We start from the raw sequence: 13,550 nt of genomic DNA, 5'->3' as shown, positions 1-13,550 counted from the left end.
TCTTTATATATATGAAGAAGCTTTTATTTTTTTTATTTTAAGTATGGAAGGTAAAGAGTAAATAAAGTTGTAACGGTATTTTTATTTTTGGATAAATTGATATTAGATATAAGAAAGGAGGGGATATCTTGTCTTGCATCAATAAAAGTTGTTTTCATATTTCTTTAGAAACTAAAGTCAATCCAAATGGTGGGGCAGAAATATTCGTAAGGTGCAATGATGAATGTTTATCTAATTTTAATGTAATACCGTTTATTGCATGTGTTTCTATTTCAGTAAAGGATGATTTGAGTTTTTTAGTTGATTTAGATAGTTTAATAAAACGTTAATTTTCTATGCAGTTAATAATAAAATAACATCTAATTTATAAGACTTAGTAAGAGAGTCGTGTCCGAATTTAATTAACTGCATATATTGTTAAAAGAAAGGAGGGAGAGTTATGGCATGTACTACGAATAATGTTTGTTTAGATGTGTGTCTTAAAATTACAATTACCCCTGGTAGTGGAATTGATGCAGTAGTCGATTGTGGAGGCACATGTGGGACAAGTCCTACTATTGTAATTAGTCCTAGTGGATCAATTGTTATTACTTTACCATTAGTTGCATGTTTCTCAATTGCACTAAAAGATGATTTAAGTGTTGACTCTTCATTAACAAGCCTCTATTTTCAAACTTCTTAAGAAAGATACAGAAATGAAAAGCCTGCCTGCTACTTTTCTTTTGATCTAATGTAAAAATAAAAAAGATGGTTACAACCATCTTTTTTTATTTTGCTATATATTTAAAATGAATTTATATATTATTTGGTGGTAAGAATATACAATTAAAAGTATTCAGTGTTTCTTTTTTGTTCAATGAGGTAAGAAATTGCTTCTATATGATCACCAATGATTTGTTGCGTTGCTAATGAAAGGTAGCCTTCCTGCGAGAAGTGTTTTTCTGGTCGAACTCGATTTATCTTGTCAACGTCGATAGAATGAACATTTTGTACATGCAATCCTGCTAAAATTGTTTTAACTTGACTTAAGGTTGGTGAAAGAAGAGAATCAAACCCAATTGTATCAATGCATTTTCGACTAAAAGCATGAGGGACAGCAGTTGTGGAGCCCATACCTAAATCTTTTCGATTACATGCTAAATTAACAACATGCTTACATGCAGTTACGATAGTATAAGGAACACGATACATGTAGTAGTGCTCTAATTTATTTAAAGCTAAATCGGTTCCATTTTGAACAGATTGTACAAATGGTAATAAATCAGAACTAGGAATTAAGAAATCACCATCAATAAATAATAATATATCACCTTTTGCAAAATATGCACCAACGGCACGTCCGGTATCAATGCCGAGTGCTTCTTTGTAAGTAATAACTGTTGCACCGCAATTCTTCGCCAATTCCTCTGTTTTATCTGTTGATCCATTAACAATAATGATGATTTCTAAAGGTTTTAATTTCTGCACCTCAAAAATGATAGATTCTATCGTTTTTTCTTCATTTTGAACAGGGATAATGATGGATAATTGTTTATTTCCATAAGTATTTGAATAAAACTTTTTACCTGTAATTATTTTGGGTATAGCTCTTTGTTCGCCGTTTTGAAGTTCTAAAATAATATCTCGCCTTCGATTATTATCAGTATAGTTTCCTCTTGAATTTTGTAATATATTTACCCAATTTTCAATTGCTTCTAGGTGATAACGAATGAGTTGTTTTGAGGGGAAGGAGGGAATTTGCGGTATAGAAATTTTAAAATGATTGCTAATGCGAAATTTATTTTTAATAATTTTCATTTGTGCCAATATCGGATTTAATAAACTTTCTGGAGTAATTGCATCAAGAATCTCTTTTGTTATTGCATAGGGAGGAAATAATAGTGAGTTAACATGTAAATCTGGACGATGAAAAAAATGATTCGTAACCTGCTGCCAAATCATTTCTATAGTTGGCTTTTGCTTTTGATAAAAAAAGTCATCTAAATTGTTTAATACTATGTCAGCTGATTCGTCTAGTAATGGTTGAAGAAATTGTGTAAGTAAGGAAGATTGGATAATGTAATTTGCATCTAAAAATAAGAGGTACTTACCCTTTGCTTTTGTGGCACCAATTACATAACAATTATTTAATTCTGACGGTTCTTCTAATGTGATAATTTTACAATTGTAAGATTGTGCAATATCAATGGAATCATCGATATATCCGTTAATAGTAAGGATGATTTCTAAAGGGTGTAGTTGTTCACAGGCTTTCAAAATTTCAGGTAAAACTTTTATGTTATGCTGTATACGAATAATAATAGAAATCGGATTTTTACACATAAGTAGTCTCCTTTTTAATCAGAGGTAGTTATTAATAAGATTAGATAAAATAGGAGATATATATTTTATTAAATACGTAACGACTATTTAGTTTTCTCAGACTTAGAATTTTCATTACCTGAATTAGTACCTTTATTTATTCCAGAAGCGAGTAAATTATTGAGAACGCTCAGGTCTAATTGCATAGGGATTGAGTTTTCGGATGTAGTTTTCTCATTTTCTTTTTTGGTAGTTAATATAGTCTTTATATTTTTTATTTCTTTATATTGTTTTAAGGTAATGAAAAATCCAGAAATAATGAAGAGAAAAGAAATAGTAGCAAGTAAAAGTATTATTTCCAACATAAAACACCCTCCTTTAAATCTATAATAATACTATATTTGAATGTAATAAGACAAAATTCGAGCTAATGAGTTCACTTTTTAAATATATGCAAATCTTTAGTAAAAGTTACTAATTTCTAGGTTAAAGGAAGCAATTACAGAAACGTATAGATATAAATAAATTAAAATTTCATTTGTAGTGTAAAGGTATGTGTTATATAAGCTGAACGTCATTCTATAACAAGTTAAACAGGGTTTAATTTTATATAAAAAGAGCATTTAATTGGACAAATAATTAATTATGTGAAATAATAATAACAGATAAGGAGACGTTGCTTTTCCTTAAGTGCTTCGAATTAATTTTATTCAATAAGAGAAGGTGTGCTTAAAGAAGTTAAATTAAATAAGGAGCTGTTTTATTATATGCAACAAAATAATGATTTAAATTTTGAACCTCAAGACGTTAATATTGTTAATCCTAAACAAGCCAGGAAAGCAGTAATTGCTACTGGTATAGGGAACGCAATGGAGTGGTTTGACTTCGGATTATACGCGTATTTAGCGGTAATTTTAAGTCAATTATTCTTCTCTGGTGTTGATAATAGTGGATTGCAACTTGTACTTACATTCGGTACATTTGCAGCAGCCTTTCTCGTTCGACCAATCGGAGGTGTATTCTTTGGTAGAATAGGAGATAAGTACGGCCGAAAAATCGTGTTAAGTACTACTATTATTTTAATGGCACTTTCTACATTATTCATCGCATTACTACCAACCTATGAACAAATTGGTGTATGGGCACCAATACTACTTTTAGTTGCCCGAATGATTCAAGGCTTCTCTACAGGCGGCGAATATTCAGGAGCAATGGTTTATATCGCAGAATCTTCTCCAGATAAAAAGCGTGGTATACTCGGTAGTGGTCTTGAAATTGGAACACTCTCAGGTTACATTGCTGCATCGGTAATTGTTACCATTTTGACGTTATTGTTAACAGATGAGCAAATGCTCAGCTGGGGATGGCGTATTCCTTTCTTAATAGCTGCACCAATTGGTTTGGTCGGTTTATACTTACGCCGTCATCTAGATGAATCTCCAATCTTTGAAGAGATGGAAAAAGCACAAGAGGAATCTGAAGACAATGAACAATTTTCATTCATGGATATTATTAAATATCACAAAAAAGACTTCTTATTAAGCACAGTAATTGTCGCCTTCTTTAATATTACAAATTATATGATTCTTTCGTATATTCCTTCTTATCTAACTCAAGTACTTAAAGTCGAAGAAACAACAGGCTTATTAATTATTTCTATTACGATGGCACTTATGATTCCACTAGCACTATATTTCGGTAAATTAAGTGATAAAATTGGTAATAAACGCGTTGTGCAAATTGGTTTACTTGGTTTAACTGTATTTGCAATTCCAGCATTTTTACTAATAGGTAACGGACATATTGCAGCTATATTTGCAGGTATTTTCGTACTAGGTTTCTTCTTAAGTGTATATGAAGGAACATTACCTTCATTATTACCATCACTCTTTTTCACTGATGTACGTTATCGAGCACTTTCGATCTCATTTAATATTTCTGTATCGATATTCGGTGGAACAACACCGCTTGTATGTTCATACTTAGTTCATGCAACTGGTAACCCGCTCGCACCGGCATTTTATTTAGCAGGTGTAAGTATTATTGGATTAGTTGTATTTAGTGTACTATTCGTTACAACTTCAGGGCGTGCGCTAAAAGGTTCATATCCTACAGTAGAAACGAAAAAAGAAGCACACCAAATCGCTAAAGAAGACCCTGAAGAAACACTTTGGTGGCATGAAGAGTCATTAGAAATTGAAGCAGGGAAGAATGCTTCCATTTAAAAAGCAACGTAGAAGTACAAAAAGACTCCTATGAATATAGGAGTCTTTTTGTTACGTTATTTCTTTCGTTTCTTCAAACTTTTTTGATATGCATAAAGCTTATGAATCTCTTCCTTAAATTCATGTAGAAGTACAGTGTTTGCACTATTTGAATAACGCACCGTATTATAAGCATCTATAATAATATCACTTTGAATATTTACATCTTCTTCATCGTTTATTCTTTCTAGCCAAGTTTCAACAGTTTCTCCCCGTTTTCTATTTAAAGGAGGGGTTAACTTACTCTCTAGCTTGAAAATTTCCTTCCGAATTTCGTTATGTGGCGGTTTATTTCGTTTAAAACGATTTTGGTTCATTCCTTCTTTATCAGTAATGATAGTAGATTCGAAGGCGGGCATATTTGGTAAACTTAAATGTTTTCGTTTTTTTACTATTTTCCAAACGACGTAAATAGCGATAGCTGTACAGACTATTATTGTAGTGCTATTTATGAGTATTGGATCAAAATCAGGAATTTTTTTTCCGTCTTCAATTTTTGGTTTTAAGAGATGTCCTTTATTTGCCCAAACATCTTCAGTATCTTTTAATTCCGCTGCTTTAATTAATGGCATTAAAGCATAGCCGACGCCTAATGCGACTACTTCCGTTATAAAACCAAAAATAAGTCGAATGAAAGGAAATACTTGAACAATTAATATACTCATTAAGCCAATCGTAATGATAGAAGAAAAACGTAATAGTTGTTGTTTGCGATTGGCCCCGGTTAACCAAAATGTAATTATAAGATGCAAGGCTAACATTAATAGTTTCCACAACGGTGGAAAGGGTGCATAAAATATAGCTGAAACGAAAAACCATACAATACCACCTAAAGATTTTTGAACTGGATATCCAGGTCCGACCACATGTACGATAAAGAAAAATAGTGGTAATATGATTGTGCCAAATAGAGAAAAAGGTAAAAATAAAGAGAAAAGAACGATTTGAAGAACTAAAAGTATTACAAATCCTGTTGTTTTTTTTTGCATAAATTTATGAATAAGAAATACTCCAATATAGCCTGTTGTTAAAAATATTGCAATACTAATTAGTTCATCTCTTTCTGTTAATAATGAAAGCAGAAGGAGCAGAATGAAATCATGAATGTGATATAGCCAAGTTTTCAACTGGTTCCACCATCCCTTCACTAGTAATGAGAAACGTTGGCTGCGAGAGAAGAGGGAGTTCATTTCTTTGTAAACCAATGTATATCATTGTAGACGATCGTTCTCTTTTTCTCTTTACATAATGAAGGAATCCTTGTTTCGGAAGTAACGTACTATCATCTGAAATACGGGCTAATTCTTCTAAAGCTTTTGCATATTGTGTTTGTCCTTCATTTAACGGTACATGTAATGCACCGCCTTCTGCTAATACACTAATAAACAATTCAAACGGAATGTGGTGCTTCGTTGCATACTGGAAAATGTATGTTGCATATGAAATAAGTTCTTCTACATTATCTTTCCAACCAAATCCACGATCGGCAGCTAAAGAAAGACAAATCGTCCAACTATAATTTTTTACAGGTTCATATTGCTTCGCCTGTAATTGTTGCATTTTAGCAGATGCCTTCCAATGAATAGAGCGGAAAGACTCACGCTCATATCGCTTTACACCGATAATAGATGTTTCATCATTGTAAAAAGAAAAATTCGTTCGATAAGATCCATTCAAAAGTTGCTGAAGTTCTTGCAAACCTGCTACTTCTTTAGGAGAAGGATACACAATAATTTCAGTCCTTAATTTATCAAAAACAGGTAAATGTACAGTTAATAGATGAAATGGATCTTTTAATACACATTCAAATTGTTCAATTTGAAACACACCACGCTTCGTGGCGGTTAATGTTAACCCCCATTTTTGTGCCGAATGTGCAGGTTGTGAAAATGGGAAAGAGAATAACGTTTTTGATATTTGTTCAATGCCTTGCTCTTTATGCGGTATAAGGGACGAATTTAAATGAAAGTAACAAACACCATTAACGATTGGTATGCTGGCTCCATTTTTTAAATGAATAAAAAACTGTCCAGATTCCTCAGGGAAAATCCGTGTAGTTTGTTTCTCATTTATGATTTGAAACTTCTTCTCTATGAAAGCGACATATTTATAAATAAAAATCGCAAATAAATAATAGAAGAAAAAGAGAAACATAAGCATTCGTTGCGGGAAAAAGAATGTGAAAAGTAATGCGATTGGAACGGTCAGTTGAATAATATGGAGTTGAAAAAATAAAGGCACAGTTACAACACGCTGTCCATTCATGCTTGTTCAATCTCCACAGGTACGTCAACTTCTTTTAAAATACTTTGCATAATATCATTCTTTGTCGTACGCAGGGCACCTTCCATTGATAAGACGATACGGTGATTCCAAACAGAAGGAACTAACAATTGTATATCTTCTGGTGTGCAATATTCTCTCCCGCGTAAAAAGGCTAAAGCTTGAACAGCACGTACTAAAGCTAATGTGGCACGTGGGCTTACACCGTTAGCGATATAATCATGATTTCTTGTAGCATGAGCAAGTTTAATAATGTAATGTTCTAACGGTTCCGAAACAAATATTTCTTTTACTCGTTTTTGAGCTTCTAAAATATCTTCTAATGAGATGACAGATGTGACACTTTCTAATGGTAAATCGTTCCGAAAACGTCGCATCATTTGTAACTCATCTTTAGGAGTTGGATGACCGATTGAAATCGTCATTAAAAAGCGATCAAGCTGTGCATCTGGAAGAGGGAAAGTCCCTTGTGATTCAATTGGGTTTTGCGTCGCAATAACAAAGAACGGTTTCGGAAGAGGAGTTGACTGCTTCTCCAGCGTCACTTGTCGTTCTTCCATCGCTTCTAACAAACTCGACTGCGTTCTCGGCATTGCACGGTTAATTTCATCTGCTAGCAAAATGTTTGTCATAACTGGTCCAATTCTTAATTCGAATTCGCTTGTTTTTGGGTTGAAGTATTCAATACCTGTTACATCACTTGGAAGTACATCAGGGGTAAATTGAACGCGAGAAAAACTACCACCAATACTTTTTGAAATGGTTTTTGCCAGTAACGTTTTCCCAGTACCAGGCACGTCTTCGAGTAGTACATGTCCATCAGCAAGAAGTGAAACGAGCAGTAGATCAATAACATTTTCTTTACCAACAAACACAGATCCGATGTTTTCTTTCAATTTATTTATCATATGTACCATTCCTTTCATTATAAAAGAGCTAATATTTCTATATTTTAACAAATTATTCAGAAAATTGGTATGATTTTTTAATTCAAAGAAATGGATATTTAATTATTAAATTACTCTTGCATATTTTGGAATATAATTATACAATATCGATATACGATGTATCGTGAGTCGATATATCATATATCGATGTATCGGAGGTAGTTATAATGAATGCGAAGGCGCAAAAATATATTCCGTTAACTGAGGCGACATATTACATATTATTGTCACTCGTGAAGCCGTTGCATGGCTACGGAATTATGCAAATGGTAGAAGAGATGACAAATGGGGAAGTAAAGCTCGGCCCTGGTACTTTATATGGAAATACGACGAAATTACTAAAAGAGAAGTTAATTGTTGAAGTTGCCTCTACAGACAGAAAGAAGTGCTATGAGTTAACGCCGTTTGGGAGAGAAGTGTTAGAGCTCGAGTATAACAGATTGCAGAGATCTGTAAGGAATGGAAATAGTATATTAGGGGAGTGAATGAGAGATGGAGACAAAGAAGATATTCAAACCTTTCGCAGTATGGAGCTTAGAAAAAGAAGAAGCGTATTTACGTAAAATGCATCAACAAGGCTGGGCGTTACAAAAGTATAACGTAATGTATACGTTTAAGAAAACTGAGCCGAAAGATGTAGTATATAAAGCAGACTTTAGATTAGAGTATAAAGATTCGACAGAAAAACAAAAAGAATATATCCAAATATATGAAATGTGTGGCTGGAAACATGTAACGAGTTTTGCGAAGTGGAATTACTTTTGTAAAGAAGTAGAAGAGGCAAATGAGTTACCTGATATATATTCAGAGAAGGAAACGAGGATACAAAAACTTACTGAGTTGTTACAGTTTTTTGTAATTATGTTTGTAACAATAATGCCAGCGCTTTACTTATGTTTTCTTGGACCATCAGAATCTAGAATTCCTTATATATTTAAAGGCATGATAGGATTTATAGGTTGTATGTATTTGTATATATTTATTAATGTATATTGGAAGATTAAAAAGTTAAAAAATGAAATATTGTAACAAAGATTGGGTTTATTAAAGAAGATGGTTGTATATTGAATGGAAATCATCTTCTTTAATTTCTATATATCCTTGTTTTGTTGGGTATTTTTTATATAATAAAATATTGTATATTTAAGGCATAGAACTAACAGTTACAAAGATGATACCAGTAACAATACCTAAAAAAATCATAAATGAAGAAGTAATTAATAATAACGAACTAGCAATGAATATCACTTTATTAGATTTTTGTTTTTTATAAAGGAAATAAAGTAAAAGACCACAAATAGTAGAAAGTATCCATATAGCTAAACCGTAAGAACTCGAGATTTTCTTCCAATCGGAAATCCAAAAGTAAAAGATGACTATGTGACAAGTTAATAGTAGAAATGTTGATGGAAGCATTATCTTTTTATTTAAAATCATTTGTTTCACCTCCCTTATATAAATATTACTAAAATGGTGTGGAATTTAACATATAATAAGGAAGAAATACATTTTTAATTAACGTATTAAACGAAAAAATCCCTTATAGAAAAATCTATTTCTACAAGGGATAATCATATTTTTATTAGAAAGACTGATTTTGCGCAGGTTTAATAAATTGTTCAGGGTTTTCAACAAGTCCGCATACAGCACATTGGACACGGTATGTAGGTCCTTGATAAGCCATATGAAAAGCATTCATCGTTTCATTTGTGTATTCTTCTTCCACTTGACCAGTTTGTGGATTTATTTTGACTGGTTTTACTTGTTGCTCAAGAATATTAAAGCGAGTACGGTTCGTTTTACAACTTGGACATAGCATTGGTTCCATATGTATACACCTCCATTTGTATCATTTCTTAAAATCTTTAATTTTATGCAAGCAAAAAACTTTCTCAATATAAATAGGTGTTTAATGTATTTAAAATTCAGAAAAAATAAAATATAATAAAAGTACGAACTGGTTATGTCCAAACCAAATCTCCTGTTTTATGCCAATAAGCTGGGGGGCCGAGAAATCGGCCTCATTTTTTTTGCTCATTACTACAAGGAACAAGGTTTTTATGAGACTTTTGTCGAAATTTTAGGGATAGATACAAAGGGGGATGTAAAATGAATTTGAAAATGAAGTACATCATTTTATATGTAGAAAAGTTTGAGGAATGTTTAAAGTTCTATAAAGATATTTTACAGTTACCTATAAAAGCAGAGCACGGCACATATATTGAATTTAATACTGGAACTACCATTTTAGCGATGAATACGCGGCAAGATGTGAAAGAATTAACAGGACTACCGCTTACAGAAGGTGAATTACAGTCTTCTCATTTCGAGTTAGGATTCGTTGTTGAGAATGTACAAGAAACGATTGAGCAATTTAGAGAGCAAGGTATTAAAATTTTAGTGGAGCCAATTGTAAAACCGTGGGGACAAACAATTGCCTACATTGCTGATCCAGATGGAAATTATATTGAAATTTGCAGTGCATTAGAATAGAGGGAGAAAGAGAGATGGGATTTCCGAAACTAGAAACAGAACGTTTATTCTTAAGAGAACTTACACTATTAGATGCAGAAACGATGTTCCAATATTTTTCGAAAGAATCAGTTATACGTTATTTCGGAATGGATTCTTTCCAAAATATTGAGCAAGCGAAAACAACGATTCAAACGTTCAAAAATCGTTATGAAGAGGGCAGTGTATTTCGCTGGGGAGTCGAGAAAAAAGGGACGGGCCAATTAATCGGAACGTGCGGATTTCATTTAATTAATAATCATCATAAACGAGCTGAAATTGGTTATGAATTAGATGATACATATTGGGGACAAGGATATGCATTGGAAGCATTACAAGCAATTTTAGCTTACGGATTTGAAATACTGCAACTAATAAGAATTGCAGCGATTGTATATGTAGAAAATAATGCTTCTCAAAAGTTATTAATAAAAGCAGGATTTCAAGAAGAAGGATTCCTTCGAAAACATATGATTCAAAATGGAGTTGCTCATGATACCATTTTATATTCTTTATTAAAAGAAGAGTGGAAGAAGTAATGAGTACAAACGAACTTATAACGATTATGAAGAAGCATAGGGAAAATAGATTCATTTTAGGTATAGATGGTTTAAGTCGATCTGGAAAAACAACATTCGTAGCCAATTTAAAAGAAAATATGAAACAAGAAGGCATTCCGTTTCGTATTTTCCATATTGATGATCATATAGTGGAGCGTAATAAACGATATCATACTGGATATGAAGAATGGTATGAGTATTATTATTTACAATGGGACATTGAATGGCTAAGGCGGAAATTTTTTCAAAAGCTACAACATGAAACAAAATTGAAATTACCTTTCTTTCATGAAGAAACAGATATATGTGAAATGGAAAAAGTACAGATTCCTATTGTAGGCGTAATTGTTATTGAAGGAGTTTTTCTGCAGCGAAAAGAATGGAGAGATTTTTTTCATTATATGGTCTATTTGGACTGTCCAAGAGAGACAAGGTTTCTACGTGAGAGTGAAAAAACGCAGAAAAACCTTTCAAAGTTTGAAAATAGGTATTGGAAAGCAGAGGATTATTACTTAAAAACGGAATTGCCGAGGGATAGGGCGGATTTAGTCATTGAATGATTTGAAAATAGAAGGTGAATAGAATGAATATTTTATGGGATTTTGATGGGACGTTATTTGATACGTATCCTGCATATACAATGATGCTTTCTGAAATATTAGGTGATTCAGTAGAAAAACAAGAAATATACAAAAACTTAAAAATATCATACTCTCATGCAATTCAGTATTATAATATTTCATGTGAGCAGGAAGAAAAGATTAAAGTTTTGAAGGGGAAATTCACGCCAAAAGATATGAAACCTTTTGCAGGTGTCGAAGAGGTTTTGAAATTTGCAGATAAAAATGTGATTATGACCCATAAACATAGGGCTGGGGTTATGGACATTTTAAAATATTACGGCTGGGAAAAGTACTTTGTAGATATGGTTACAATTGACGATGGCTTTCCCCGAAAGCCCAACTCTTTAGCTTATAATCATTTACATAAAAAACATAATATTGATTTAGCTATTGGAGATAGAGAGTTAGATTTAATACCCGCAAAAGAATTAGGTATTTCAACATGTATGTTTCAAGGTAATTGTGATGTAGCGGATTATTCTTTATTACAATACTCGGAGTTTTTTAAGGTAGTGATTGATAGAGAGTTTTCTTTATAAAAAAAGTTATTAATAAAGACTGTATCTTTCATTTTAAAGGTACAGTCTTTATTTTTTAGAACTCTTTCATTTTATTCCGCATTAACGGGTAGCCCGATTGGTTCAACTAATAATCAATGGAGGGTGAACAAAACCTCCACTGATTAAAGTTTCACTTTATTTTCTGTATATAATAATTACTAGAGGTTAAAGAATGATTGTCCATCTTTATTAAGGAAGTAGCCAGGTTAATTGTTAGATAGAAATAAACCGAAAGATAAAGTGATAGCGTCTACTTTATCTTTTTTATATTTTAACCAAATTATGGTTATTCATGTTAATATGAATTCATAGCTATATAGAAGGGGTGGGGTTAGTATGAAAACTGAAATAGTTCCTAAAAAGAAGTACAGTATAATAAGCTATGTATCTTTACTCATCGGCATTTTGTGTTTTCTATTCGTTTTTATAACGCCAACAAGGATAGCCAATGCAGGTAATATAGTTGGAGATTATATTACAATTGCCCTGACAGGTGTAGGTATCATACTTTCAATAATCACAATGACGAAAAGAACAGAGAAGAAGGGAATTGCTATTCTTTCATTAATACTGTCCTCATCATTTTTTATATTTTGGATCATAGCAATTATCCTATTGTTTACTGGTCAAATTAGTTTTGCACCGTAATGTGTAATAAAAAGAGTCCTTCTCGTATGAAGGACTCTTTTTACTCGGTATCTTCAGGTTGATATTCTAAAATATCCCCCGGTTGGCATTCTAATGCTTTACATATTGCTTCTAAAGTTGAAAAACGGACTGCTTTTGCTTTTCCATTTTTCAAGATAGAAAGGTTAGCCATTGTAATTCCAACCTTCTCCGAAAGCTCTGTTACACTCATTTTTCTTTTCGCTAACATTACATCAATATTAATAATAATTGCCATATTATTCACCTCAGACCGTTAAATCATTTTCTGATTTTATATCTATAGCATCTTTTAATAGTCTTTGGAGAACGGCAGCAAAGACCGCGATTACCATTGAAGCAAAAATCATAATCATTCCGATAATAATAATGCCAGGGGCGTCATCTCTCTCTGCCACGAGATAGAAAAGTGGCATACCTAATACATATAATACACTAATTGCCAATGCGCTGTACTTAATATTTTTTAAAGCTTGAACAGATAACTCTGAGAATGCGTTATTTTTATCAATATAGTTTAAAAGCTTAAATGCTTGGTACAGTGCGAAGTAATAAGGTATTGCTGTTGCATATAAATTGATAAATACAAGATATTTAATATATGCAATATCTGGATATAATTCTGCAACGAAAGCTCCTATTTTAGGGACTAAAAAAATGCACATAGCAAGAACGGGGATTCCGATCAGAATCACAACGGTCTTTAAAAAGAGTGTGGATCCTTGTTTCATAAAAAGCACCTCATTTATTTAATATCTTATTAATTTAACACGGAATTTATTGTTTAACAATAAATTTTTATTTCTTTTGATCGAGGATTTATTGTTAAACAAGT

General features: G+C 32.3%; 19 protein-coding genes. 10 read left to right on the top strand and 9 right to left on the bottom strand.

The window, feature by feature from the left end; translation table 11 throughout:
- Positions 1-128: 128 nt before the first annotated feature.
- Complete coding sequence (locus ACTFRU_RS03220; protein ID WP_001277646.1) at positions 129-329, top strand: hypothetical protein; 201 nt, start codon at positions 129-131, stop codon at positions 327-329.
- Positions 330-439: 110 nt separating this feature from the next.
- Entirely contained in the window at positions 440-682 is a 243-nt protein-coding gene (locus ACTFRU_RS03215) for a hypothetical protein (protein WP_000752474.1), read from the top strand.
- Positions 683-825: 143 nt separating this feature from the next.
- Here the strand turns inward: ACTFRU_RS03215 and ACTFRU_RS03210 are convergent, their stop codons facing one another.
- Both ACTFRU_RS03210 and ACTFRU_RS03205 read right to left on the bottom strand, forming a co-directional pair.
- The gene (locus ACTFRU_RS03210; RefSeq protein WP_000335242.1) at positions 826-2,322 is read right to left on the bottom strand and encodes a glycosyltransferase; all 1,497 of its coding nucleotides are present in this window, start codon (positions 2,320-2,322) and stop codon (positions 826-828) included.
- A gap of 83 nt (positions 2,323-2,405) precedes the next feature.
- Positions 2,406-2,666 (bottom strand): hypothetical protein, encoded by a 261-nt coding sequence (locus ACTFRU_RS03205; RefSeq protein ID WP_000889737.1) that lies wholly within the window; start codon positions 2,664-2,666, stop codon positions 2,406-2,408.
- Between the two features lie 402 nt (positions 2,667-3,068).
- On the opposite strand from ACTFRU_RS03205, the gene ACTFRU_RS03200 reads away from it, so the two are divergent.
- Positions 3,069-4,526 (top strand): MFS transporter, encoded by a 1,458-nt coding sequence (locus tag ACTFRU_RS03200; protein WP_001186926.1) that lies wholly within the window; start codon positions 3,069-3,071, stop codon positions 4,524-4,526.
- A 56-nt stretch (positions 4,527-4,582) separates the two neighbouring features.
- Here ACTFRU_RS03200 and ACTFRU_RS03195 read toward each other — a convergent pair whose 3' ends face one another.
- Genes ACTFRU_RS03195 through ACTFRU_RS03185 form a run of 3 tightly spaced genes read right to left on the bottom strand, consistent with a single transcriptional unit; the run spans position 4,583 to position 7,756 of the window.
- Entirely contained in the window at positions 4,583-5,692 is a 1,110-nt protein-coding gene (locus ACTFRU_RS03195) for a DUF4018 domain-containing protein (protein ID WP_440037458.1), read from the bottom strand.
- Positions 5,664-6,830, bottom strand: a complete 1,167-nt coding sequence (locus ACTFRU_RS03190; protein WP_001014398.1) for a DUF58 domain-containing protein — start codon at positions 6,828-6,830, stop codon at positions 5,664-5,666. Before ACTFRU_RS03190 ends, ACTFRU_RS03195 begins: the two co-directional genes overlap by 29 nt.
- The gene (locus ACTFRU_RS03185) at positions 6,827-7,756 is read right to left on the bottom strand and encodes an AAA family ATPase (protein ID WP_000608784.1); all 930 of its coding nucleotides are present in this window, start codon (positions 7,754-7,756) and stop codon (positions 6,827-6,829) included. The genes ACTFRU_RS03190 and ACTFRU_RS03185 overlap by 4 nt, the downstream gene beginning before the upstream one ends.
- 206 nt (positions 7,757-7,962) lie before the next feature.
- Here ACTFRU_RS03185 and ACTFRU_RS03180 point away from each other — a divergent pair, with 206 nt between their 5' ends.
- Both ACTFRU_RS03180 and ACTFRU_RS03175 read left to right on the top strand, forming a co-directional pair.
- A complete protein-coding gene (locus ACTFRU_RS03180) occupies positions 7,963-8,280 on the top strand; it encodes a PadR family transcriptional regulator (RefSeq protein WP_000991882.1) in 318 nt (105 codons plus the stop codon).
- Between the two features lie 7 nt (positions 8,281-8,287).
- A complete protein-coding gene (locus ACTFRU_RS03175; protein WP_000448310.1) occupies positions 8,288-8,824 on the top strand; it encodes a DUF2812 domain-containing protein in 537 nt (178 codons plus the stop codon).
- 114 nt (positions 8,825-8,938) lie between these two features.
- Here the strand turns inward: ACTFRU_RS03175 and ACTFRU_RS03170 are convergent, their stop codons facing one another.
- Both ACTFRU_RS03170 and ACTFRU_RS03165 read right to left on the bottom strand, forming a co-directional pair.
- Positions 8,939-9,232 carry a hypothetical protein gene (locus ACTFRU_RS03170; protein ID WP_440037457.1) on the bottom strand — a complete coding sequence of 98 codons (294 nt, stop codon included), beginning with the start codon at positions 9,230-9,232 and terminating at the stop codon, positions 8,939-8,941.
- 145 nt (positions 9,233-9,377) lie between these two features.
- Complete coding sequence (locus tag ACTFRU_RS03165) at positions 9,378-9,623, bottom strand: hypothetical protein (RefSeq protein ID WP_000433602.1); 246 nt, start codon at positions 9,621-9,623, stop codon at positions 9,378-9,380.
- A 281-nt stretch (positions 9,624-9,904) separates the two neighbouring features.
- Between ACTFRU_RS03165 and ACTFRU_RS03160 the strand changes: the two genes are divergently transcribed.
- The 5 genes from ACTFRU_RS03160 (at position 9,905) to ACTFRU_RS03140 (ending at position 12,697) form a co-directional block, all read left to right on the top strand.
- On the top strand, positions 9,905-10,288 hold the full coding sequence (locus ACTFRU_RS03160; protein ID WP_440037456.1) for a VOC family protein: 384 nt from the start codon (positions 9,905-9,907) through the stop codon (positions 10,286-10,288).
- Positions 10,289-10,302: 14 nt separating this feature from the next.
- Complete coding sequence (locus ACTFRU_RS03155; RefSeq protein WP_000506640.1) at positions 10,303-10,845, top strand: GNAT family N-acetyltransferase; 543 nt, start codon at positions 10,303-10,305, stop codon at positions 10,843-10,845.
- The gene (locus ACTFRU_RS03150; protein WP_000106114.1) at positions 10,845-11,426 is read left to right on the top strand and encodes a kinase; all 582 of its coding nucleotides are present in this window, start codon (positions 10,845-10,847) and stop codon (positions 11,424-11,426) included. Before ACTFRU_RS03155 ends, ACTFRU_RS03150 begins: the two co-directional genes overlap by 1 nt.
- A 23-nt stretch (positions 11,427-11,449) precedes the next feature.
- Positions 11,450-12,028, top strand: a complete 579-nt coding sequence (locus tag ACTFRU_RS03145; protein ID WP_075677220.1) for an HAD-IA family hydrolase — start codon at positions 11,450-11,452, stop codon at positions 12,026-12,028.
- A gap of 357 nt (positions 12,029-12,385) precedes the next feature.
- Positions 12,386-12,697: a hypothetical protein gene (locus tag ACTFRU_RS03140; RefSeq protein WP_000845558.1), complete on the top strand. Its 312-nt coding sequence runs from the start codon at positions 12,386-12,388 to the stop codon at positions 12,695-12,697.
- 40 nt (positions 12,698-12,737) lie between these two features.
- Here the strand turns inward: ACTFRU_RS03140 and ACTFRU_RS03135 are convergent, their stop codons facing one another.
- Positions 12,738-12,953 carry a helix-turn-helix domain-containing protein gene (locus tag ACTFRU_RS03135; protein WP_000974619.1) on the bottom strand — a complete coding sequence of 72 codons (216 nt, stop codon included), beginning with the start codon at positions 12,951-12,953 and terminating at the stop codon, positions 12,738-12,740.
- 10 nt (positions 12,954-12,963) lie between these two features.
- Positions 12,964-13,446 carry a DUF2975 domain-containing protein gene (locus ACTFRU_RS03130; protein WP_049108109.1) on the bottom strand — a complete coding sequence of 161 codons (483 nt, stop codon included), beginning with the start codon at positions 13,444-13,446 and terminating at the stop codon, positions 12,964-12,966.
- Between the last annotated feature and the right edge of the window lie 104 nt (positions 13,447-13,550).

Origin of the sequence: Bacillus cereus group sp. MYBK220-1, assembly GCF_051916445.1 — a bacterium.
Taxonomy (GTDB): Bacteria; Bacillota; Bacilli; order Bacillales; family Bacillaceae_G; genus Bacillus_A; species Bacillus_A cereus.
Note: the sequence above shows the minus strand (reverse complement) of the source record. Positions and strands in the feature narration are given on the sequence as shown.